Raw genomic sequence first — 22,174 nt, forward strand, 5'->3', positions numbered from 1 at the left:
CGGCGGCTAGTGGGCCACGGCGGCGGCGCCGTGTTCGTCGATCAGGGCGCCGGTTTCGAAGCGTTCCAGCGCGAACGGCTTGTTCAGCTTGTGCGGGGCGCCGGTGGCGATGGTGTGGGCAAACGTCAGGCCGGCGGCGGGAGTGCCCTTGAACCCGCCGGTACCCCAGCCGCAGTTGACGAACATGTTCTCCACCGGGGTGGTGCCCACGATCGGGGAGGCGTCCAGCGTGGTGTCGACGATCCCGCCCCAGGTCCGGAGCACGTGCGCCCGGGCGAAAATGGGGAAGAGTTCGACGGCGGCGGCCATCTGCTGCTCGATGACGTGGAAGGATCCGCGCTGGCCGTAGCCGTTGTAGGAGTCAACGCCGGCGCCCATGACCAGTTCGCCCTTGTGGGCCTGGGAGACGTAGACGTGGACGTGGTTGGACATGACGACGGTCGGGTGGACCGGCTCGTGCAGTTCGGAGACCAGCGCCTGCAGGGGGTGGGACTGGATGGGGAGGCGGAAGCCCGCCATTTCGGCCAGGACCGAGCTGTGGCCGGCGGCGCACAGGCCCACCTTTTCGGTGTTGATGGTGCCCCGGTTGGTCTTGACGCCCACCACGCGGTTGCCGTCTTTGAGGAAGCCGGTGACTTCACAGTTCTGGATGATGTCGACGCCCAACTCATCGCACTTGCGGGCGAAGGCCCAGGCAACGTGGTCGTGCTTGGCGATGCCTGCCCTTGGCTGGTACGTGGCGCCCATGACGGGGTAGCGGATGTTGTCGCTGATGTTCAGGATGGGGCACAGTTCCTTGACCTGCTCCGGGTCCAGCCATTCCGCGTCGACGCCGTTGAGCTTGTTGGCGCCCACCCGCCGCATGCTTTCGCGCACATCGCCGAGGGTGTGGGCCAGGTTCATGACGCCGCGCTGGCTGAAGAGGAAATCGTATTCGAGCTCCTCCGGCAGGATTTCCCACAGTTTGAGGGAGTGCTCGTAGATCGCCGCGCTCTCGTCCCAGAGGTAGTTGGAGCGGATGATCGTGGTGTTCCGGGCCATGTTGCCGCCGGCCAGCCAGCCCTTTTCCAGGACGGCGATGTTGGTCATGCCGTGGTTCTTCGCCAGGAAGTACGCGGTGGCCAGGCCGTGTCCGCCGCCGCCGACAATGACGGCGTCATAGGAGGACTTGGGTTCCGGGTTCCGCCAGAGGAAGTCCGGGTGTTCCGGAAGTTGCTGGGTGCTCACTGGGCGGCTCCAATCAGGTCTGCCTCGGCGCCGGCCAGTGCGGCGTCGGCGGTCAGGTGCGGGTAAAGGGGGAATTGTTCGGCAAGGGCGGTGACCCGGGCGCGGAGTTCGACGGCGGTATCCATATCGAGGGTGCCGGTGCCGTTTGTGCCGGTTCCCGCGGCGGCGATCAGCGCCGTCGCGATGATGTCCGCGACTTCGGTGAAGGCAGCGGCGCCGAAGCCGCGGGTGGCCAGCGCCGGCGTGCCGATCCGGAGTCCGGAGGAGACCATCGGCGGGCGCGGGTCGAACGGAACGGCGTTGCGGTTCACCGTGATGCCGATCCGGTGCAGGGCATCCTCGGCCTGCTGGCCGTCCAGTTCGGAGTTCCGCAGGTCCACCAGGACCAGGTGGACATCGGTGCCGCCGTTGACTACCGAAATTCCGGCGGCCTCGACGTCGGGCTGGAGGAAGCGTTCGGCCAGCAGCTTCGCGCCCTGCAGGACCCGCTCCTGGCGTTCCTTGAACTCCGGGGATCCGGCCAGCTTGAAGGCCACGGCCTTGGCGGCGATGACGTGCTCCAGCGGTCCGCCCTGCTGGCCCGGGAAGACGGCGCTGTTGATCTTCTTGGCGTACTCCTCCTTGGCGAGGATCACGCCGCCGCGGGGTCCGCCGAGGGTCTTGTGCGTGGTGGTGGTGACGACGTCCGCGTAGGGGACCGGGTTAGGGTGGAGCCCGGCGGCGACGAGGCCGGCGAAGTGCGCCATGTCCACCATCAGGTAGGCGCCCACGAGGTCGGCGATGCGGCGGAATTCGGCGAAGTCCAATTGGCGGGAGTAGGCGGACCAGCCGGCCACGATGAGCTTGGGGCGGTGTTCCAGGGCCAGGGCTTCCACCTCGGCCATATCCACCCGGAGGTCGGATTCCCGCACGTGGTACGGAACCACGTTGTAGAGCTTGCCTGAAAAATTGATCTTCATACCGTGGGTCAGGTGCCCGCCGTGTGCCAGGGAAAGCCCCATGATGGTGTCACCCGGCTGTAGCAGCGCGAACATCGCTGCCGCGTTGGCCTGGGCGCCGGAGTGCGGCTGCACGTTGGCGAATTCGGCGCCGAACAGGGCCTTCACCCGGTCAATGGCCAACTGCTCGATGACGTCAACGTGCTCGCAGCCGCCGTAGTAGCGCTTGCCCGGGTAGCCTTCGGCGTATTTGTTGGTCAGAACCGAGCCTTGCGCCTCCATCACCGCTGCCGGAGCGAAGTTCTCCGAGGCGATCATTTCGAGCGTGGACTGCTGGCGCTCCAGTTCCTGCGCCACGGCAGCAGCAACATCGGCATCCACGCTGGCAAGAGAGGCATTGAGTGCGTCCGGCATATTTCTCCTTAGGTGCTTTCCAGTGCTGACCAACAACTGACCATCAACTGATCTCTAACTGATATATTAGAACTCACGTAATAGTATGTTCTAGATCACTTGGCAGTCAATAGGAGAGTGAAAGCCTCAATGAGCCTGACGCTAGCGAACCAACTGGCAGGCGGCGGGGAACTTTCGCTCGCCGAACAGGCCTACCAGCACCTCCGGGACCGGCTGATCATGCTGGAAATCCGGCCAGGAGAGGCCATCAACGACGGCAAGCTCGCCGCCGAACTCGGCATCGGCCGCACACCGGTGCGCGAAGCCCTGAAGCGTCTGGAAAGCGACCACCTGGTGGTCTCGTACCCGCGCCGGGGAACATTTGCCACCGTCGTGGACATCACCGCGCTGGCGGATGTTTCTGAAATCCGGGAGTCCCTGGAGCCCCTCGCGGCCAGGCGCGCCGCGAAGCTCGCCACGCCTGCGATGCGTGCTGAGCTGCGGAGCACGGCCGCCGCCATTGCCGGCATCGACCCCGCAGGAAACCCCTATGACCTCATGCGGTACGACATCAAAGTCCACCGCCTCATCTACCGGGCAGCGGCGAATCCGCACCTCGAGGACGTCCTGATCCGCTACGACAACCTGGCCACCCGGATCTGGTGCATGGTGCTGGAGAAGGTTCCCTCCGTCGTCGAACACATCGCCGAGCACGTGAACCTGCTGGAGACCATCGCCGACGGGGATTCGGACCGCGCCGGCACGCTGGCTCTTGAACACGTGACCAGCTTCGAGCAGGCCATCCGCAGCGTCCTCTGATCATGACGATTGCAAAGTCTGTGCTGCTGTTTGCCCTGGCCGCCGCCGCCGAGATCGGCGGCGCCTGGCTGGTGTGGCAGGCCGTTCGGGAGGACCGCGGCTGGTGGTGGGCGGGCTCGGCATCATTGCCCTGGGGCTGTGCGGTTTCGTTGCAACCCTGCAGCCCGACGCGCACTTCGGAAGGATCCTGGCCGCTTATGGCGGCGTTTTCGTCGCGGGGTCCCTGGCGTGGGGGATGGTCTTCGACGGGTTCCGGCCCGACCGCTGGGACGTCATCGGATCGCTGGTCTGTGTGGCGGGGTGGCCGTGATCATGTTCGCTCCCCGCGGGCCCGCGGCCTAAGACGCAGTCGGCGAAGTTGCTAGCCAGTACCCTGCGCGGCCCGCGGGTAGGCGCCCATCAGTGCTGCCGACACCACCCAGATCAGGCCTATCGCCCCCACGGTGACCGCGCCGCCGAATCCTGTGGCTGAAGCGGCCAGCGCTGCACCCCCTGCAGAGGCGCTGGCACGGAAGCCTGCGCTCACAGTGAAGATCTGCGACTTCAGGTGTACCGGGCTGTGCCAGTTGCGCAGGTAGAGCATCGCAGCCGCAGTGGGAGCCGTGAAGATGCCGGAGAGACCTATGGTGATGACGGTCCACGTGGTCCCAAGATCGAACGCTGCCGCGATGGTCAGCAGTCCTGTCGCGAGGAAACCGGCCATCATGGCGGATTGCGGGCGGCGACGCGTGGGCCGGACCGTCTCATAGAGGGCGCCCAGCAGACTGCCGACGGCAAAGGACGTCACCACGGCGGCGCCGTCGCTCGGTGATCCGATCCTCTCGATGGAGAGCGCAACCGCGGCGATCGCCAGACCGCCTTGGCCAAGCTGGGTCAGGGTGGAGGAAGCGGTGACCACCGCCAATGGCCGGTGACTGAAGATTCTGTGCAACCCTGATTTGATGGCCTGCCACGGCGATCCTCCCGCCCCTGCGTGGGGACGAAGTCCGACGGCGGGAACGGCTACGGCGCCCAAGGCGGCCGCCGCCGCCAAGACCCAGAGCGCGGTCCCGGCCGGCAGGAACACCGAGATGACGGCCACGAGTGCCGGGCCGGCGACGGCTGAGACGTTGTAGCAGAGGGCGTCGTAGGCGAAGGCCCGGCGCCCATCAGGAATCGCACCGGCCACAAAGCTGGACAGCCCGCCCATGTAAAAGGGAGCCACCGCCCCGGCCGCGGCCAGAACGGCGACCGCGACCGGCACCGGTATCTGGCCGAGGAAGGCGGTCACGGCAAAGGCTACGGCCGTAATTATCCCGGCCGCGGCCACCAGCAGGGCGGGCCGGCGCGCACGGTCCAGCGCTGCCCCCACCAGAGGGGCGGCGAGGACACTCGGGCCGAGCGATGCCGCAACCAGAAGGCCCCCGACGGCCACATCGCCCAGCCGCTCCACTGTCAAAAGGGGAAGCGCCACAGCCGCGCCGGCGCTTGCCATTCTTGGCGGCAATGACGCGGCAAGATAACGGAGGACGGTCATCTTTTTCTACTATTCCTTCCGGCCTTTAAAGCATTTGCCTCATGTACGGCCGTCGCGCTGCCTAGTTCTTCGCCGGATGTGACGTCATGTACTCACGCAGGCCGGGGATCGCGAAATCCACGAGTCCGTATCCGGCGGGCTCAATGAGGCCGGCGTCGATCAGGCGCGTGCGGTAGTTACCGACGGCATTCGGCCGCATTCCGGTACGTCTGCCGATGTCCGTGGTGGAGGACGCCCCGGGGTCTTCTGACATCGCCTGGAGGAAATCCCTGTCTCTTCCCGACGCTGTTGAAAGCGCTGCTTCGATGACTACCCGTTCGTTTCGGCGGCGGGCTGCCGCCACCGCCCGGGCGGTGGCGGCAGAATCCAGCCCTTGCGGAGCGCTTTCTGCTTCCTGCCACAGGAAGTAGCCGACCAGCTGGATCAGGAACGGGTAGCCCCCGGTGGCCTCGGCGGCGGCCTTGGCCAGTTCCGCGGTTAAGGTCATGCCGGCGCCAGCAAAGGTTTCAGTGAAGGAGCGCTCCACCTCGGTGATTGAGGCGGCATGCAAATCGATGCGGTCGGCACGCCGAAGAAAGGTGGCCACGCCCTCGTTGAGCAGGTCTGAGACCGCCGCGGGCAACCCGGCGAAGATGAGGCCGACGGGTAGGCCCTCGCGGATAAAGTGCTGGACGTCGGCCGCGAGCTGAGACAGCTCTGCCCGGTCTGCTGCGTGGATTTCATCCACGGTGATGATCAGCCCTGTCCCCCGCTGTGCCAGCAGGCGGAGCAGGGCGACGCCGCGCGCCCGCCAGTCAACCTGCTCTTCTGGCGCGAGTTGGGTTGTGACGGAAAAACCGGCCACCGACACGGCCGTCACCCGGCGGCCCGTCGGGCCGTCCCCCAGATCGTTCGTGATCCTGCGCATCGACTCGCCGATGCGGCCCACAAATCCCCCGGTTGCTGTCTCGGAAACCACCGCCCAGCCGTTGTTCAGTGCCAGGTCCTCGGCGGCGCCGAGCATGACGGTCTTGCCGATGCCCCTGGCTCCGGTGAAAATGGTGAGAAGCCCCGGCGCCCCCGAGCCGATGCGCAGACCATAGGCGAACTCGTCGAGCACTCCCCCGCGGCCGACCAGGTCCGGAGGCGTCGCTCCCGCGGTCGGTCGAAAAGGGTTCTCCACGGCCGCTCCTGTGAATGTCTATGAATCTTGTGAATCTTGTGTATCCAGCCTAGCGGAGAACCCAGACGTTTTGGATAACTCTGCGAGCGCGAGGTCCGACAGCTAAGTGTGTCTAGCCGCCGTCGATCGTCAGTTCCATGCATGGAATCCGTGCTTTTCTTCTCTGTGGTGCGCAAACGTGTCTGTCACCAGGTGGAGGCCACGGTGCGCGTGAAAATCCAGCCGTCATCATGGCGCTCGAACCGGCTGCGCAGCTGCAACCGCCAGGTGCCATGGCTGCCCCAGATTGTCGCGTCGGTGAGCGTGCGGGCGGTGAGAACCGGCACGCTGCCGTCGTGTCCGACCGCTACCTCGACGGTGTCCATGGAGTGGTACTGCATGCGGTCGGTCTCGATGTCGCGAAGCCAGTCAGCTTTCGGCTGGATGTAGCCGGTCATATGGGTCAGCGTGTAGCCGTCGGCGAGGATGCCCTCGAGTTCTGCTGCGTCTTTAAGCACCATCGCCTCAGACATCCGGGCATGGAGCGCTTTGACAGCCGCGGTGGTCGCGTCTCGGTCTTCCGGGACCCGTGCCCCTGTACTCGACAAAGCGATTCTCCTTATCTGGGGGTTGCTGCCGCGACCGTAGCGAGGTCGCGGCGGAAGGTTTCGGGTTCATTGTCGAACGGGAGGTCGACGTCGTCTTCGGCGGCATCGAGGGATCCGCTTAAGTCTGGTGCGAGTGAAGCGAAGACCGTGGTGAGGTCGTCCTGCTCGGTGCCACGATCGGCGATAAGTTCGAAGGTTTTGTGGTTGGCGGCGTCGATGTGAAGGCTGTCGATGAGTACGCGCGCTATTTGGTCTCGGGCGATGACGCCGTCGGCGGGTGAGCCGGACTGTCGTCTGTCGCCCTGAAGCATGACGACCTTGCGCTGGTCGGGTTGGTTGTAGTCGAACCAGCCTGGGCGCACGATCGTGTACGGGTCGCCGCTGGCGCGCACCAGCCGCTCGCTGCGGAGCTTCCACTGGGCGTAGGCGACCCCGGGCCGGGTAGTGCCGATAGCGGTCATGAGTGCGATGTGCACCCGGCGGCCGCGCAGCACACGGAGGACGTTCGCGACACCGGCGTAGTCGTTATCCCGCACGTCGCGTTCGCTTGTAGTGGTTCCGTGGGTGAACACGATCGCGTCCACCCCGTCGATGGCCGGGCCGAGCGTCTCGGGACGGGTCAGGTCACCGGCGACGAGGGCTACACCGTCCGGCAGCATCCGTGCCGCGCGGGCAAGATCCCTCACGAGCGCCCGTACGGCATAACCCTGCCGCAGCGCCTCCACCACCGCGAGGCGTCCGGTGCTGCCGGTTGCGCCGACGACGAGTACGGTGCCGGGTTTCTTGAGGTTCTGTGCCATGGTGCTTTCCTTCCGTCGGTTTGCTCTCGGGCGGAGTCCGGAAGAGGCCGAGCCCGATAGCGGGGATGACCCCGTTGTTACGTGTGATTCTGTCGTTACGGGCGGACGAGCACTTTGAGTGCCTTGCGTTCGGCCATGGCCCGGTAGCCGGCCGGGACGTCGTCCATGCCGATGGTGCGGTCGAAGACTTTGCCGGGGTCGATGGTTCCGTCGAGCACGAGCGGCAGCAGCTCCTCGATATACGCGCGTGCCGGTGCGACCCCGCCCGTGAGCGTGATGTTGCGCATGAACTCGGGGAAGCCGAGCGGCACCTCAGAGAACTGGGGAGCTCCGACGCGGCTGACGACGCCGCCGTCACGGACCACACCGATCGCCATCTCGATCGCCGCCCTCAGGCCCACGGCCTCAAGCACGACGTGAGTTCCGTCGCCGTTCGTGAGCTCCCTGACTTTGGCGATGCCCTCGGCTCCGCGCTCGGCGACAACGTCAGTGGCACCGAATTCACGGCCCAAGTCCGTCCGGGCCTCGTGGCGGCCCATGAGGATGATGCGCGAGGCGCCCATGAGCTTGGCGGAGATGACTGCGGAGAGGCCGACTGCGCCGTCGCCGATCACGGTGACCGTCTGGCCGGGCTGGATGTTGGCCTTCTTGGCTGCGTGGTATCCGGTCGACATGACATCGGAAAGGCTCAACAGCGACGGGATGAGCTTCTCATCGAAGCCGGCGGGAACAACGACGAGAGTACCTGACGCCTGCGGCACGCGGGCGAATTCGCCTTGGCCGCCGTCGTCATGGCCGCCCCAGTGTCCGCCGTGGCGGCAGGAGGTCTGCAGGCCTTCCTTGCAGAAGTCGCAGGTGCCGTCGGACGCGACGAACGGAGCAATGACAAAGTCACCCACGGCCAGGCCGGTCACCTCGGAACCGAGTCCTTCGACGATGCCGACGAACTCGTGGCCCATGCGGGAGCCTTCAGTCGTCTCGGGCTTGGAGGCGTAGGGCCAAAGGTCGCTGCCACAGATGCAACCGGCGACGATGCGCACGATCGCGTCAGTCGGCTCCTGGATTGTGGGGTTGGGAACGGTTTCGACACGCACGTCGCCGGCGCCGTACATCAGTGTTGCTCGCATGCTGGAGGTCCTTACTAAGTTGTCGGTCAGTGTCGGCTACCAGTCCATCGACGGACTGTTGGTCAGTTCTTCTCCCTGACGGGAATCTCGGCGGTGTCCCGCTGGGTCGCCGCCCAGCTCGCAAGCACTTTCAGCGCGTCCTCGGACGGTGTGCCGGGCTCGGCGGTATACACGTTGACGCGCAGTCCCGGGTCGCCCGGCAGCTCCAGCGCTTCGAAGCTCAGGTCCAGGTCTCCGACGATCGGATGGTGGAGGCGTTTGCGGCCGGTGCGGTGGTGCTTTACGTCGTGCCGGGCCCAGCGGGTGCGGAATTCCTCGCTTCGGGTTGAGAGCTCACCGACCAGGTCCGTGAGGTCCTTGTCGTACGGGTTTTGCCCGGCAGTGGAGCGCAGGACCGCGACGACGTCGTCCGCGGCGCGTTCCCAATCGGCGAAGAATTCCCGCGCTTTCGGGTTCAGGAAGGTGAAGCGTGCGCTGTTTGGCGGGGTGGTTGCTTCTGCCATCATGTCCAGATAAAGGGCACGGCCCAGTTCGTTGGCGGCCAGGACATCCCCGCGGTCGTTGCGCACCCAGGCCGGGGCGGCCGTGATCGCGTCGATGACGCGCTGCACACTCGGCCGCACCGTCTGCGGGCTGCGTTTGCGCCGCACGCGAGGGGACACAGTGGCGGCACGGGCGAGGTCGAAGAGGTGGGCCGTTTCGGCGTCGTCAAGCTGCAGCGCTCGCCCGAGCGCCTCAAGGACGCTGTCCGAGGCGCCGGAAAGATTCCCCCGTTCGAGGCGTATGTAGTAGTCGATGCTCATCCCGGCGAGCATGGCCACTTCCTCCCGGCGCAGCCCAGTGACGCGCCGGTTGCCGCCGTACGCGGGCAGCCCGGCCTCCTCGGGCGTAATTCTTGCGCGGCGGGAGGTCAGGAACTTCCGAACGTCGTCGCTGTGTGTCATGGCGTCAACGCTACGCGGCGGCTGATGGCCGAGGGAGGGTCTGGCGTTACCCGGAACGTCCGTGACTCCCGGGCCCTAAGGAATCACGGTTGCATTGAAAGCATGAAACCTGCACCGACAACTGCTGCCCGCCCGGCGGCCATCCTTGCGATCATCCTCGTCAGCTACTTCATGATTCTGCTGGATAACTCGGTGATCTTCACCGCGCTGCCCAGCCTCCAGGCCGATCTGCAGTTGACCGCCGGGGAGCTCTCATGGATTCAGGACGCATACACACTTGTCTTTGGTGGCCTGCTCCTCCTAGGCGCCCGTGCAGGCGATCTGCTGGGCCGGCGACGTGTCTTCGTCTTCGGGCTGGTGATGTTTTCGCTTGCGTCGCTGCTGATCGGCCTGGCACCGGAGGGGTGGTGGGCCATTGCGGGCCGGGCGATACAGGGCGTCGGGGCCGCGATCGTTGCACCGGCCTCACTGTCCTTGCTTACGGCGAGCTTCCCGGAAGGGCGTGAGCGCACCCGGGCCGTGGCCTTGTACGGTGCGACAGCAGGGATTGGTGCCAGCCTCGGGCTGGTCATCGGCGGTGCGTTGGCCCACTGGATTTCCTGGCGCGCCGGCTTCTTCGTCAACGTGCCCATCGGCGCAGCGATGATTGCGCTCGCTCCGCGGTTCCTCCCGGAGACAGGCCGGGCCCGCGGCCGCTTCGACATGCTCGGCGCGCTCAGCGCGACCCTCGGCGTCGGTGCGCTCGTCTTCGGCATCATCAACACCGCCGACGCCGGCTGGACCGCGCCGGTCACCGTCGCGGCCGTGAGCGCCGGCGTCGTGCTCTTGATCATGTTTGTGCTGATCGAACGGAGGGCGGCCCAGCCCATCATGCCGCTGCGGCTGTTTGCCAGCCGCCGCCGCACCGGCGCCTACGTCGCACGCTTCCTGTATCTCGGCGCGATGATCGGATTCTTCTTCTTCACCACCCAGTACCTGCAGGAAGTGCTCGGCTTCGACCCCCTGCAGGCCGGTGTCGGGTTCCTGCCGATGACCGCGGTCAACTTCGCCGTCGCCATGGGCATCCCGCGGCTAGCACGCCGGCTGCCGGGCTCAATTCCGCTCCTGGCCGGGATCCTGCTCACCCTCGCCGGGATGTTCTGGCTCAGCCGGGCCGGCGTCGACTCCGGCTACTGGACGGGGCTCGCGCTGCCGATGGTCCTCATCGGTGCGGGCCAGGGCCTGGCCTTCGCGCCGCTGACCTCGTTCGGCATCGTCGGTGCCCCGTCCTCTGACGCGGGGGCAGCCTCGGGCCTGGTGAACACCTTCCATCAGATCGGCACCTGCCTGGGACTCGGCGTCGCGGTCGCCGCCGCGGCCACTGTTCCCGCCGGGGGTCCTGCCGCCGCGCACCTGTCCGCGCAGGTCAGCGTCGCGCTCACCACGGGCAGCATCCTACTGCTCCTTGCCCTGGCCGTCGCCGCGGTCCTCATCCTGCCCGCAGACCTCGCGGCACGGCGAACCAGGACACCACGGACGGCCCTGCCCGCACGCGAGGCCGAACCCGCCCGCTGAAACTGCCGGGTATCCGGGTCCTCCCTCTGTTCCCCTTCGACCCAGTTCAACAACACAAAGCAAAGGAAAGTTCGAGATGAAAACACGCAAGCTCGGCGACGGCCTCCAGACATCGGCCATTGGCCTTGGCTGCATGGGCCTGAGCTTCGGCCTCGGCCCCGCTACCGACCGGACGGAAGCAATTGCCGTGATCCGGTCCGCCGCCGAACGCGGCGTCACCCTGTTCGACACCGCTGAAGGATACGGCCCCTACGTCAACGAAGAACTCGTCGGCGAGGCGCTGCAGCCCATCCGCGACGACGTCCTGGTGGCCACGAAGTTCGGGTTCGACATCAACGGCAACGGCGAAACAGTCGGCCTCAACAGCCGGCCCGGGCACATCCGCGAAGTCGTCGACGCCTCACTGCGCCGGCTGCGAACCGACCACATCGACGTGCTGTACCAGCACAGAGTCGACCCCAACGTCCCGATGGAGGACGTCGCCGGCGCCGTCAAGGAACTCATTGCGGAAGGTAAAGTGCGTCACTTCGGACTGTCGGAAGCGAGCGAAACAAGCATCCGCCGGGCCCACGCCGTCCAGCCGGTCGCCGTCATCCAGGACCACTACTCGCTGTGGATGCGGGAGCCTGAAACCAAGAAGTTCGGGGTCTGCGAGGAGCTCGGGATCGGACTGGTCGCCTGGGGTCCGCTCGGACAGGGATTCCTCACCGGGGGCATCACCCGGGACATGAGGTTCGACAACCCGGATGACCTCCGTGCCGACTTCCCGCGCTTTACCCCGGAGGCGCTGGAGGCGAACTTCGCCCTCGTCGACTTCCTCAAGCGTTTCGGCGCCGAGAAGGATGCTTCCCCGGCGCAGATCGCACTCGCCTGGCTGCTGGCCCAGAAGCCGTGGGTCGTACCGATCCCCGGCGGGACCCGGATCGCGCACCTGGAGGATAACCTTCCGGCGGCCGACCTCGAACTCACCGCAGACGACCTCCGGCGAATCGACGAAGCCTTTGCCGCCCTCGATCTGGTCGGTGCACCGCTCTCGGCCGGCCTCGACGCCGCGATCGACCGCGACCAGTAAGCCCGGCTGCGTCAGCAAAGCACGCCCTGCCAAGGGGGCAGTGCCCCTCGCGGGGCCTGCCCCTTGGCCGCTGAACCTCTGAACCGCCCAGCCGCTCCGAAAGGGGTACTGACGTGCCCTCCCACAATCCCAGCCATATGAATACCGTGAAAGGCATGGTCATGGAACTTACTCTCAACAACGGTGTCACGATGCCCGCCCTCGGGCTCGGTGTCTTCCAAAGCCCGCCGGAGCAGACGACGGCGGCGGTCGAGGCCGCGCTGGCGGCCGGCTACCGGCACATCGACACCGCCGCCGCGTACGGCAACGAGCGGGAGGTCGGCGAAGGTGTGCGGAGGTCCGGTCTGGACCGTTCGGACGTTTTCATCGAAACCAAGGTGTGGGTCAGCGACTACGGCTATGACGAAACCCAGCACGCTTGGGAGAAGGCGGCAGGCAAGCTCGGCGTCGACTACCTCGACCTGCTCATCCTGCACCAGCCGGCACCCGACCGTTTCGAGCAGACCATCGCCGCGTACAAGGCGCTGGAGACCCTGCTCGCCGACGGGCGTGTGCGGGCGATCGGCGTCAGTAACTTCATGCCGCACCACCTGGAGCAGCTGCTCGCCGCGACCGACGTCGTCCCGGCCGTGAACCAGATCGAGCTGCACCCCTTCTTCACCCAGCCGGCCGTCCAGGCTGCCAACGCCGAGAACGGCATCCTCACCCAGGCATGGTCGCCAATCGGCGGCATCACCTTCTATCCCGGCTGGGGCGAGGACCGCAGGAACGTGATGGAAGACCCCACCATCGCCGCCATCGCGCAGGCCTACGGCAAGAGCCCCGCCCAGGTCATGCTCCGCTGGCACCTGCAGCAGGGCCGCTCGGCCATCCCGAAATCGACGAACCCGGCACGCATCGCCGAGAACTTCGACGTCTTCGACTTCGCACTCAGTGCCGACGAACTCGCCGGCATTGACGCGCTCGACACCGGCGTGCGCAACGGCCCGGACCCGGACGAGGCCCGCCTGGAGCGCTTCTCGATGGTCATCCCCGAAGCCTAAGACTCAAGAGGAGGAACCAGCATGGAATACCGCTCCCTCGGCCGCACCGGCGTAACAGTCAGTCCCCTGTGCCTCGGCGCGATGATGTTCGGCCCCTGGGGCAACGACGACCGCGAGGACGCCACCCGCATCATCCACCGCGCCCTCGACGCCGGCATCAACTTCGTCGACACCGCCGACGTCTACTCGGGCGGCGTGTCCGAGGAGATCGTCGGGATGGCGCTGGAGGGCCGCCGCGACGACGTGTTCCTCGCCACGAAGTTCTTCATGCCCATGAATGAGGACGACCCGAACCAGCGCGGCGGATCCCGCCGCTGGATCATGCGCGAGGTCGAGAACTCCCTGCGCCGCTTGAACACCGACTACATCGACCTCTACCAGGTCCACCGGCCCAGCCCCGACACCGACGTGGAGGAGACCCTCGGCGCCCTCACCGACCTCGTCCGCCAGGGGAAGGTGCGGTACATCGGTTCCTCGTCGTACTCCGGATCGCAGATCGTCGAAGCCCAGTGGGCATCCCGGGACCGCCACTTGGAGCGGTTCGTCACCGAGCAGCCGCCGTACTCGATCCTGGTCCGCGGGATCGAGGAAGACGTCCTCCCGGCGGTGCAACGCCACGGGATGGGCACCCTCACCTACAGCCCGCTCGGCGGCGGCTGGCTCTCCGGGCGCTGGCGGAAAGACGCAGCGTCCGCTCCGGCCTCAAGCGCCCGCCCGAGCGCCCGGTTCGACATGACCAGCCCGGCCAACCAACGCAAGCTCGACATCGTGGAGGAACTCGCGCAGCTCGCCGAACAGGCAGGACTGAGCCTCATCGAGCTGGCGATCGCCTTCGTGATCAACCATCCCGGCGTCACGGCGGCGATCGTGGGACCCCGCACAATAGAGCAGCTGGAGACCTATCTGCCGGCGGCCGACATCACCTTATCCACCGATGTCCTGGACCGCATCGACCAGCTCGTCGCGCCCGGCGTGACGGTAAACCCCGACGACAACAGCTACGGCGCCCACGAACTCACGCCCCACGCACGACGGCGGCCGCGGCCCTGACCTGGGCGGTGCAGGACCGCAGCCCGTACGGCCCGTCAGCGAAGGCTAGTCTCCTCTCGCCTTCCTGGTCGCGGCGTCATTGGCCTTCTGGAGCGCTTCTACGAGTTCGTCCTTGTCCATCTTGGAGCGGCCCCTGATGTTCATTTCCTGCGCGCGCTTATAGAGATGAGCCTTCGACGCTTTGGCATCTACGCCTCCCGCAGTGGGTTGGGATGAATCACGGCCCTCCGCCGCACGCTCATCAGAAGGCCCCCGTTCCTCCTTCGGCTCCCAGTGATCGCCCACCTTTTCATAGCTGTGTTTCAGCGACGCGTAGGCTGTACGGGCGGCCCGGCTTTCATCGTCGGCGTAGGACTCGAGAGCCGAATCGTAGGTCTTAGCGAAGGTGTCCTGGGCTTTTTGCTCCGAGCGCTGCAGAGTCGATGGAAGCTCGTCCCGGCGGGCATGGCCGCCCTTGCCAGTCTTAGGCACGGCACCCATCCTCCCTCGTTTGCAGGCTGGTCATTTCAGAACCAGTTTAGTCGCGGATACAAAGTTCGGGACGCATCCGGTGGAGAATGCCTTCATGACCAACGACGATCTTCGGCCTGTCTACTTCCTTTCGGACAGCACCGGCATCACCGCAGAAACCCTCGGCAACACCTTGCTGACCCAGTTTCCCGCGAATAAGTTTGACCGCATCACAGTCCCCTTCGTCACCACAGCCGAACAGGCCAGAACCGTGGTCGGCACTATCGACAAGCTCGCCGCCACGGGCCTGCAGCCGATCGTCTTTTCCACTGCGGTCAGCAGCGACATCCGCCAGGTCCTGGCGACGTGCAAGGGAATCATCGTGGACCTCATCGGGACGCATGTGGGACAGCTGGAGCAAGCCCTCGGCTCCCAGGCCAGCGGCGAACCCGGCAGGGCCCATGGCTTGGGCAACGCGGAGCGGTATCAATCCCGGATGGCCGCCGTCGAATACGCCATGGAGCACGACGACGGCCAGAGCCTGCGTGCGCTCGAAAAGGCCCAGGTCATCCTGGTGGCGCCGTCTCGCTGCGGCAAAACGCCCACCACCATGTACCTGGCACTGCAACACGGCATCTTCGCCGCGAACTTTCCGCTGGTCGACGAAGACTTCGGACGGGAAGGGCTCCCCAAGCCCCTGAGACCCTTCGTTTCGAAGTGTTTCGGCCTCTCCTCCAACCCCCTGCGCCTGAGCCAGATCCGCACCGAGCGGCGCCGCGGCTCATCCTATGCCTCGCTGCGGCAGTGCGGGTTCGAGCTCCGCAGCGCCGAGCAGTTGTACGTCTCCCATAGGATTCCGTACCTGAATTCGGCCACCGTCTCGGTGGAAGAAATGGCGGCCACCATCCTGCAGCGGATGAACCTCAAACATTAGGGAAAAGTTTCACAAAGCCGGTGTGGCGCACGTCATATGGAAACAGCACCGCAGACCTGTCACTGTGGACGGGACCCGCGCCCTGCAACCGGCCATCGCCGCGAACGGGGCGGCGCAATTGCATGCCATCATCTGCAAAGGAGCAGCAAGTATGACGACAGACATCCTGTGGTTCTCAGAACTCGGACTCAAGGACCTGGACCGGGTGGGCGGAAAGAATGCCTCCCTCGGCGAAATGGTGCAGAATCTGACCTCCGCCGGGGTCCAGGTCCCGGACGGCTTCGCCACCACCGCGGATGCCTACCGCAACTTCCTGGCAGATTCCGGCCTGGACCAGAAGATCGCGGACCGGCTGGCCGGCCTGGACACTGATGATGTGACGGCCCTGGCCTCGGCCGGGCAGGAGATCCGGGCACTGGTGCGCGAGACGCCCTTCCTGCCGGCCTTTGAAGCGCAGATCCGGGACGCCTACCAGCAATTGGTGGACAAGCACGGTGGCTCTGAGGACCTGTCCTGGGCGGTCCGTTCCAGCGCTACGGCGGAAGACCTTCCCGATGCATCGTTTGCCGGGCAGCAGGAGACATTCCTGAACGTCCGCGGAATTGAGAACATCCTGCTCGCCATCAAGGATGTGTTCGCGTCCCTCTACAACGACCGGGCGATCGCCTACCGCGTGCACCACAAATTCGAACACGCCGAGGTGGCACTCTCGGCCGGCATTCAGCGCATGGTGCGCTCCGACGTCGGGGCCTCCGGCGTCATGTTCACCATGGACACGGAGTCCGGGTTCCAGGACGCCGTGTTCGTCACGTCCTCCTACGGCCTCGGCGAGGCCGTCGTGCAAGGCGCGGTCAACCCGGATGAATTCTACGTCTACAAGCCCGCGCTGCAGGCCGGCCGTCCCGCCATCCTCAAGCGCGGACTGGGCGAGAAGGCACTCCAGATGACCTACACGGCCAGCCGCGAGATCGGCCGCACCATCGACTTCGTCCCGGTTGAGGCCTCGTTGCGGAACCGCTTCAGCCTCAGCGACGAGGACGTCGAACAGCTTGCCCGGCATGCTGTCGCCATCGAGAACCACTACGGCCGCCCGATGGATATCGAATGGGGCAAGGACGGGATCGACGGCGGCCTGTACATCCTGCAGGCGCGCCCGGAGACCGTGCAGTCCCGCCGTGCCTCTGGGAGCCTGAGCCGTTTCCGTCTGAACGGGACGGCCCCGGTGCTGGTCGAGGGCCGTGCCATCGGGCAGCGCATCGGCGCCGGCAGAGTCCGCATCCTCACCGCGATCGACCAGATGGCCGGGTTCAAGACCGGCGATGTCCTCGTCGCCGACATGACCGACCCGGACTGGGAACCGATCATGAAGCGTGCCTCCGCCATCGTGACCAACCGCGGCGGACGGACCTGCCACGCGGCGATCATTGCCCGGGAACTGGGGATCCCCGCCGTCGTCGGCACCGGCGACGCCACGGAGGCGCTCTCCGACGGCCTCGAAGTGACAGTCTCCTGCGCCGACGGCGAGACCGGCCTGATCTACGAAGGGCTCCTGGATTTCAGCATCGAGGAAACCGAGGTCACCCAGCTGCCTGAGGCCCCGGTCAAGGTCATGATGAATGTCGGCACCCCGGAGCAGGCGTTCACCTTCGCGCAGCTGCCCAACCACGGCGTGGGCCTGGCCCGGCTCGAATTCATCATCAACCGCCAGATCGGCATCCACCCCAAGGCACTGCTGAACCTGGACGATCAGCCGGCGGACGTCGCCGCGGAAATCCGGGAGCGGATCGCCGCGTACGACAGCCCGCGCGACTACTACATCAAGCGCCTAGCGGAAGGCGTGTCCACCATCGCGGCGGCCTACGCGCCCGAGCCGGTGATTGTGCGCATGTCCGACTTCAAGTCCAACGAGTACGCCAACCTGATTGGCGGACCGGCCTACGAGCCGCACGAAGAAAACCCGATGATCGGCTTCCGCGGCGCCTCACGGTATCTGGAGCCGTCCTTCCGGGACTGCTTCGACCTCGAGTGCGAGGCCCTGTCCTTCGTCCGCAACGAGATGGGGCTGACCAACGTCAAGCTGATGATCCCGTTCGTGCGAACCCTGGACGAGGCCCGCGGCGTCATCGACCTGTTGGCGGAGAACGGCCTCACCCGCGGCGAGAACGGCCTCGAGGTGATCATGATGTGCGAGATTCCGTCCAACGCCCTGCTCGCCGACGAGTTCCTGGACTACTTCGACGGCTTCTCCATCGGCTCCAATGACATGACCCAGCTGACCCTGGGCCTGGACCGGGATTCCGCGATCGTGTCGGGCAGCTTCGATGAACGCGACCCCGCCGTCAAGAAGCTCCTGAGCATGGCCATCAAGGCGTGCAAGGCGCGTGGCAAGTATGTGGGCATCTGCGGCCAGGGTCCCAGCGACCACACGGACTTCGCCGAGTGGCTGGTCGAAGAAGGCATCGATTCCGTCTCCTTGAACCCCGACACCGTGGTGGACACCTGGCTCCGGCTCGCCGGCACGACCGTCGACGCAGGGGTCGGCGCCGCGGCGAACTGACCAAGTGGAGGATCGCCATCGGCGGTCCTCCACTTTTACAACCTTGCGCTTTACTTGGGCGGGATTTCCTGGATCACCCAGCGGTTGCCGTCCGGGTCACTGAAGTACGCGAAGGCAAAGCCGCCGAGGTCCTGGACCTCGCTGACGGGCGCGCCTCGCCGGAGCAGCTCGCCCCGCACGGCAGCCATGTCCGGGACGACCAGCTGGAGGCCTTCCAGGCTGCCGGGGACCATGCTGGTCATCCCGGTTCCGATGACAATGGAGGCTGATGAACCAGGCGGGGTGAGCTGGACCACCCGCATGCCGGGGATGTGCTCGACGTCGTGATCCAGCACGAAGCCGAGGTTGTCAGTGTAGAAGGCCTTGGCCCGGTCCACGTCGGAGACTGGTATTTGGACGACCTCGAGGCGGAGTTCCATGCCGCTACCCTACGGCACAAACTGGGCACCGGTCCTCAGCCGTGAGGAGTATGTTGTGGGCATGGGAAAAGCTTCATCGGATCGGCGCGATGTAGTCACGGATCGGCTCCTGGGTGCTGCGGAGTTCACTCACGCTCATTGGTTTTTCGGCAACCTCTATGAGGCCCTGGTCAGGATCCCGGATCGGGTTGCGGCCTCGGAGGCGAGCGCCGAGCTGCCCCGCTCACCCTTCGGAGCCGGCAGTCCCGGCCGGTACTACGCGCCCGTTGCCCCGCTCAATGTCCCGCTCGCGTGCGCAGCACTCGTGGCAGGCTGGAACCGTCCGGGCAGCCGGCCCTGGCTGATAGTCGCGGCCGCCAGCTCTGCCGTCGGCGGAGCGGCCACCGCCTACCTGCTGCGGTCCGTCAACCCCAAACTGTTCTTCAGCCCGCAACCACTAAGTGCGGCACGCCGAAAGCCGTTGTTGACCAAGTGGTACCGTGTCCACGCGATCAGGCTGGCCGCCAGCGCGATTGCACTGGCCGCCGTCGACCGCGCCCGGATCGGACACCTCGCTGACCAGCAACGCGGGGTCAGATAACGCCCAAAAATCGGGGTTGATTGGGCCGGAAGTGACCCCGCGTTGCACTGGTCAGTTCTTGCTCGTCCCTCGGTCACCCCAGCAGGCTGCTGGAAGCAAAACCCCATGGCCGGATGGCCGATTGGTTCTTTTGTCGGCCCGTACAGCTACACTGAAAACATCGAACATATATTCGAATAAAGGTGTGTTGTGGGCGTTATTATCGGTCCCCGCGTGATAGATGCGGGCAGCTCGTTGTTGTCGGTGCTGATCTCTCCGGTCCCCGTCGCGGCCGGGTATCCGTCCCCGGCGCAGGACTACTTTGACGGGCGGATCGACCTCAACGAGCACCTGATCAAGGACATCACGTCGACCTACGTCGTGAGGGTGTCCGGGGAATCGATGGAAGGCGCGGGGATCAGCGACGGTGACGAGCTGATCGTGAACCGGGCACTGGAACCCAAGGACGGATCCGTGGTTGTCGCGGTCCTGGACGGCGAGCTGACCATCAAGCGGCTGCGCATCACGGGAGCCGGCGTCGTGCTGCAGGCCGACAACCCGGCGTACCCGGACATCCGGGTCCCGTCACTGTCGGACCTGGTCATCTGGGGCGTCGCGACCCGCTGTCTGCACCATGTCTGAGGAAAGCAATGTCTGAGGAAAGCAATGTCTGAGGACCGCCATGTCTAAGCCCGCCCTGATGCGGCACATGCCGCAGATCGCGCACGTGGATGTGAACTGCTTCTATGCCTCGGCCGAGCGGGCCTTCAACCCGTCCCTGGAGGGCCGGCCCGTCGTCGTCCTGTCCAACAACGACGGCTGCGCCGTTACCCGCTCTCCGGAAGCCAAAGCCCTCGGCATCCCGATGGGCGAGCCGTGGTTCAAACTCGCCCCGCGGGCCAAGGAGTGGGGCCTCGTGGCCCGCTCCAGCAACTACGAGCTCTACGGGGACATCAGCGCCCGCGTGATGGAGTTGCTGGGCCGCTACTCGGCCTGGCTGGAGGTGTACAGCATCGACGAGGCCTTCCTCGGCGTCAAAGGCACCCCGGAGGAGCTGCTGGCCCTGGGCCGGACCATCAAGACCACGGTCCGGCGGAACGTCGGGGTTCCGGTCTGTGTAGGCATCGCCGGGACCAAGACCCTGGCGAAGCTGGCCAACAAGTGGGCCAAAAACAATCCGGCCTTCGGCGGGGTCTGCCACTGGGACTCCGTGCCCGCCACAGACAGGGAGGCCCTGATGCGCCGCCTGCCGGTGATCGAGATCTGGGGCGTCGCGACCCGGCTGACCAAACGGCTCAACGTTCTGGGCATCCGGTCCATCCTCGACCTGCAGGGGGCAGATCCAGTCATGATCCGGGACCGCTTCTCCGTGGTGATGATGCGCACAGTCCTGGAACTGCAGGGCACCGCGTGCATCCCTATGGAAGAAGAACGCATCGGCCGGGACCAGCTCATATTCTCCCGGTCCTTCGCCACCCCCATCACCACCGCGGCAGGGATGCAGCAGGTCCTGTCCGTCTACGGCCAGCAGGCCTCGGCGCGGCTGGCCAAACACGGCCTCCAGGCCAAGGTCCTCACCGCGTTTGCCGCCACGTCCCACTACAACCCGAAAGACACCTCCTACCCCTCGGTGTGTGTGGCGCTGCCCATGCCCACCGCGGATCCTGTCCTGCTGACCAGGGCCGCGCACGCCCTCCTCCCCCATATCCACGAAGGCATCAGGTACGCCAAGGCCGGCATCATGGTCACCGACCTCCGGCCTACAAGCAACCAGGCACCCCTCGCCACGTTCGAAAACCAGCACGAGGAGCGCCGTATCGGCACCCTCCTGGAGGACGTCACCCGCCGCTACGGACGCGGTTCCATCGGCCTGGGCCACGCCGGCATAAAAACCGGCCTGGACTGGACCATGAAACGCGACATGCTCTCCCCCCGCTACACCACGCACTGGGACGAACTCCCCCTCGTCAAAGCCGCCTAACCAACCAGCACCACCGCATCACGAAAGTACAGGCACACATGACCACCACTGCCGAAGCCCCCGCACAGACCCACCACCTCCAGGTCCGGACCGACCCGGCAGGAAAGCCCCTCGCCATCCGGCACGACGGACAGATCTGGCTTGTCGACCCCAGTACAGAGGCCCAGCACTGGTTCGGCGGGGACGTCTCGCCGGACAGTGGACGGACGGCACCTGCGGGGAGCGGCGACCCGGTCAGCATCGAATACTGGAGGATACAGGTCCGCCTCGGAGCCTCGGACTCCGCGCTACAGACGTTCGAGCTGCGCCGGGACCCGCGGGCCGAACAGTGGATGCTGGAGTCGATCACCAGCAGTTAGCGCCACCCTTGCGCGGCATGGTTTTCCCGGAACCGGACCGCCTCCGAACCTGGCTGGGCTAATTTCTGCCGGCGCCACCGGGTCAGCGAGCGCCGAACGCGTGCCGGGTATCCTTGCATGATGGGTCCCCTTCGGTATTCCATCAACGTCACGTTGGACGGGTGCTGCGATCACCGTGCAGGGGTCGCGGACGAAGATTTGCATCGTCACGCGGTCGAGAACCTCGAGCGGGCCGATGCTCTGATCTTCGGCCGGATAACCTACGAAATGATGCAGGCGGCGTGGCGGCCGCCGATGCGGACGGGTGAGAGGCCTGACTGGATGGAACCCTTCGCCCGGACCATCGACGCGGCAAAGAAGTACGTCGTGTCGAGCACCTTGGACCGGGTCGATTGGAACGCGGAACTCGTGCGCGGGGACCTGGGGAAGGCCGTTCAGCAGCTCAAGCGGGAGTCGGGTAAGGGACTGCTGGTGGGAGGGTTGCAGCTGCCCCTTGCATTGGCGGAGCTGGGTTTGATCGATGAGTACGAGTTCGTGGTGCAGCCCAGGCTGGTGGGCCACGGGCCAACGCTGTTCGCGGGGCTATCGAAACTTATTGACCTGAAGCTCGTGAGCCGTCTGGAGTTCGAGTCGGGGGCGGTGGCGATGCGGTATGAGCCGAGAAAGTAGCCATCGGTGCGGCG

General features: G+C 65.9%; 22 protein-coding genes and 1 pseudogene. 13 read left to right on the forward strand and 10 right to left on the reverse strand.

Annotation, left to right across the window (positions count from 1 at the left end):
• Positions 1 to 6: 6 nt before the first annotated feature.
• On the reverse strand, positions 7 to 1,227 hold the full coding sequence (locus tag BM372_RS03720) for a sarcosine oxidase subunit beta family protein (RefSeq protein WP_090951972.1): 1,221 nt from the start codon (positions 1,225 to 1,227) through the stop codon (positions 7 to 9).
• Positions 1,224 to 2,579: a serine hydroxymethyltransferase gene (glyA, locus tag BM372_RS03725; protein WP_090951975.1), complete on the reverse strand. Its 1,356-nt coding sequence runs from the start codon at positions 2,577 to 2,579 to the stop codon at positions 1,224 to 1,226. Before glyA ends, BM372_RS03720 begins: the two co-directional genes overlap by 4 nt.
• Before the next feature lie 129 nt (positions 2,580 to 2,708).
• Here glyA and BM372_RS03730 point away from each other — a divergent pair, with 129 nt between their 5' ends.
• Both BM372_RS03730 and BM372_RS03735 read left to right on the forward strand, forming a co-directional pair.
• Positions 2,709 to 3,377: a GntR family transcriptional regulator gene (locus tag BM372_RS03730; protein WP_090951978.1), complete on the forward strand. Its 669-nt coding sequence runs from the start codon at positions 2,709 to 2,711 to the stop codon at positions 3,375 to 3,377.
• 2 nt (positions 3,378 to 3,379) lie between these two features.
• Positions 3,380 to 3,719: pseudogene (locus tag BM372_RS03735) on the forward strand (YnfA family protein).
• Positions 3,720 to 3,738: 19 nt separating this feature from the next.
• Here BM372_RS03735 and BM372_RS03740 read toward each other — a convergent pair.
• From BM372_RS03740 to BM372_RS03765, 6 genes are all read right to left on the reverse strand, one after another.
• A complete protein-coding gene (locus BM372_RS03740) occupies positions 3,739 to 4,893 on the reverse strand; it encodes an MFS transporter (protein WP_090951982.1) in 1,155 nt (384 codons plus the stop codon).
• Positions 4,894 to 4,954: 61 nt separating this feature from the next.
• Entirely contained in the window at positions 4,955 to 6,055 is a 1,101-nt protein-coding gene (locus BM372_RS03745) for an ATP-binding protein (RefSeq protein ID WP_090951986.1), read from the reverse strand.
• 185 nt (positions 6,056 to 6,240) lie between these two features.
• Positions 6,241 to 6,642: a nuclear transport factor 2 family protein gene (locus BM372_RS03750; protein ID WP_090951989.1), complete on the reverse strand. Its 402-nt coding sequence runs from the start codon at positions 6,640 to 6,642 to the stop codon at positions 6,241 to 6,243.
• A gap of 11 nt (positions 6,643 to 6,653) precedes the next feature.
• Positions 6,654 to 7,442: an SDR family oxidoreductase gene (locus tag BM372_RS03755; RefSeq protein ID WP_090951993.1), complete on the reverse strand. Its 789-nt coding sequence runs from the start codon at positions 7,440 to 7,442 to the stop codon at positions 6,654 to 6,656.
• Positions 7,443 to 7,537: 95 nt separating this feature from the next.
• Positions 7,538 to 8,569 carry a zinc-binding dehydrogenase gene (locus BM372_RS03760; protein WP_090951996.1) on the reverse strand — a complete coding sequence of 344 codons (1,032 nt, stop codon included), beginning with the start codon at positions 8,567 to 8,569 and terminating at the stop codon, positions 7,538 to 7,540.
• A gap of 62 nt (positions 8,570 to 8,631) precedes the next feature.
• Positions 8,632 to 9,513, reverse strand: coding sequence for a helix-turn-helix transcriptional regulator (locus BM372_RS03765; RefSeq protein WP_090951999.1), 882 nt, complete (start codon positions 9,511 to 9,513; stop codon positions 8,632 to 8,634).
• Positions 9,514 to 9,615: 102 nt separating this feature from the next.
• Between BM372_RS03765 and BM372_RS03770 the strand changes: the two genes are divergently transcribed.
• The 4 genes from BM372_RS03770 (at position 9,616) to BM372_RS03785 (ending at position 14,232) form a co-directional block, all read left to right on the forward strand.
• Positions 9,616 to 11,067 (forward strand): MFS transporter, encoded by a 1,452-nt coding sequence (locus tag BM372_RS03770; RefSeq protein WP_090952002.1) that lies wholly within the window; start codon positions 9,616 to 9,618, stop codon positions 11,065 to 11,067.
• Positions 11,068 to 11,143: 76 nt separating this feature from the next.
• On the forward strand, positions 11,144 to 12,139 hold the full coding sequence (locus BM372_RS03775; RefSeq protein WP_090952006.1) for an aldo/keto reductase: 996 nt from the start codon (positions 11,144 to 11,146) through the stop codon (positions 12,137 to 12,139).
• Between the two features lie 161 nt (positions 12,140 to 12,300).
• Entirely contained in the window at positions 12,301 to 13,182 is an 882-nt protein-coding gene (locus BM372_RS03780; protein WP_090952941.1) for an aldo/keto reductase, read from the forward strand.
• Between the two features lie 21 nt (positions 13,183 to 13,203).
• The gene (locus tag BM372_RS03785; RefSeq protein ID WP_090952012.1) at positions 13,204 to 14,232 is read left to right on the forward strand and encodes an aldo/keto reductase; all 1,029 of its coding nucleotides are present in this window, start codon (positions 13,204 to 13,206) and stop codon (positions 14,230 to 14,232) included.
• 45 nt (positions 14,233 to 14,277) lie between these two features.
• Here BM372_RS03785 and BM372_RS03790 read toward each other — a convergent pair whose 3' ends face one another.
• Complete coding sequence (locus BM372_RS03790) at positions 14,278 to 14,712, reverse strand: ChaB family protein (protein WP_090952015.1); 435 nt, start codon at positions 14,710 to 14,712, stop codon at positions 14,278 to 14,280.
• Positions 14,713 to 14,797: 85 nt separating this feature from the next.
• Here BM372_RS03790 and BM372_RS03795 point away from each other — a divergent pair, with 85 nt between their 5' ends.
• Both BM372_RS03795 and ppsA read left to right on the forward strand, forming a co-directional pair.
• Positions 14,798 to 15,616 carry a pyruvate, water dikinase regulatory protein gene (locus BM372_RS03795; RefSeq protein WP_090952019.1) on the forward strand — a complete coding sequence of 273 codons (819 nt, stop codon included), beginning with the start codon at positions 14,798 to 14,800 and terminating at the stop codon, positions 15,614 to 15,616.
• 151 nt (positions 15,617 to 15,767) lie between these two features.
• Positions 15,768 to 18,173 carry a phosphoenolpyruvate synthase gene (ppsA, locus tag BM372_RS03800; RefSeq protein WP_090952024.1) on the forward strand — a complete coding sequence of 802 codons (2,406 nt, stop codon included), beginning with the start codon at positions 15,768 to 15,770 and terminating at the stop codon, positions 18,171 to 18,173.
• Between the two features lie 50 nt (positions 18,174 to 18,223).
• Here the strand turns inward: ppsA and BM372_RS03805 are convergent, their stop codons facing one another.
• The gene (locus tag BM372_RS03805) at positions 18,224 to 18,592 is read right to left on the reverse strand and encodes a VOC family protein (protein WP_090952028.1); all 369 of its coding nucleotides are present in this window, start codon (positions 18,590 to 18,592) and stop codon (positions 18,224 to 18,226) included.
• Between the two features lie 61 nt (positions 18,593 to 18,653).
• Between BM372_RS03805 and BM372_RS03810 the strand changes: the two genes are divergently transcribed.
• From BM372_RS03810 to BM372_RS03830, 5 genes are all read left to right on the forward strand, one after another.
• Positions 18,654 to 19,172: a DUF1772 domain-containing protein gene (locus tag BM372_RS03810; protein WP_143111421.1), complete on the forward strand. Its 519-nt coding sequence runs from the start codon at positions 18,654 to 18,656 to the stop codon at positions 19,170 to 19,172.
• A 189-nt stretch (positions 19,173 to 19,361) separates the two neighbouring features.
• A complete protein-coding gene (locus BM372_RS03815) occupies positions 19,362 to 19,793 on the forward strand; it encodes a LexA family protein (protein WP_090952034.1) in 432 nt (143 codons plus the stop codon).
• A 40-nt stretch (positions 19,794 to 19,833) separates the two neighbouring features.
• The gene (locus tag BM372_RS03820; RefSeq protein ID WP_177235864.1) at positions 19,834 to 21,132 is read left to right on the forward strand and encodes a Y-family DNA polymerase; all 1,299 of its coding nucleotides are present in this window, start codon (positions 19,834 to 19,836) and stop codon (positions 21,130 to 21,132) included.
• A gap of 38 nt (positions 21,133 to 21,170) precedes the next feature.
• The gene (locus BM372_RS03825; protein WP_090952037.1) at positions 21,171 to 21,491 is read left to right on the forward strand and encodes a hypothetical protein; all 321 of its coding nucleotides are present in this window, start codon (positions 21,171 to 21,173) and stop codon (positions 21,489 to 21,491) included.
• A 120-nt stretch (positions 21,492 to 21,611) separates the two neighbouring features.
• Positions 21,612 to 22,160 (forward strand): dihydrofolate reductase family protein, encoded by a 549-nt coding sequence (locus BM372_RS03830; protein ID WP_090952945.1) that lies wholly within the window; start codon positions 21,612 to 21,614, stop codon positions 22,158 to 22,160.
• Positions 22,161 to 22,174: the final 14 nt, after the last annotated feature.

The organism is Arthrobacter sp. ov118 (assembly GCF_900116495.1).
Taxonomy (GTDB): Bacteria; Actinomycetota; Actinomycetes; order Actinomycetales; family Micrococcaceae; genus Arthrobacter.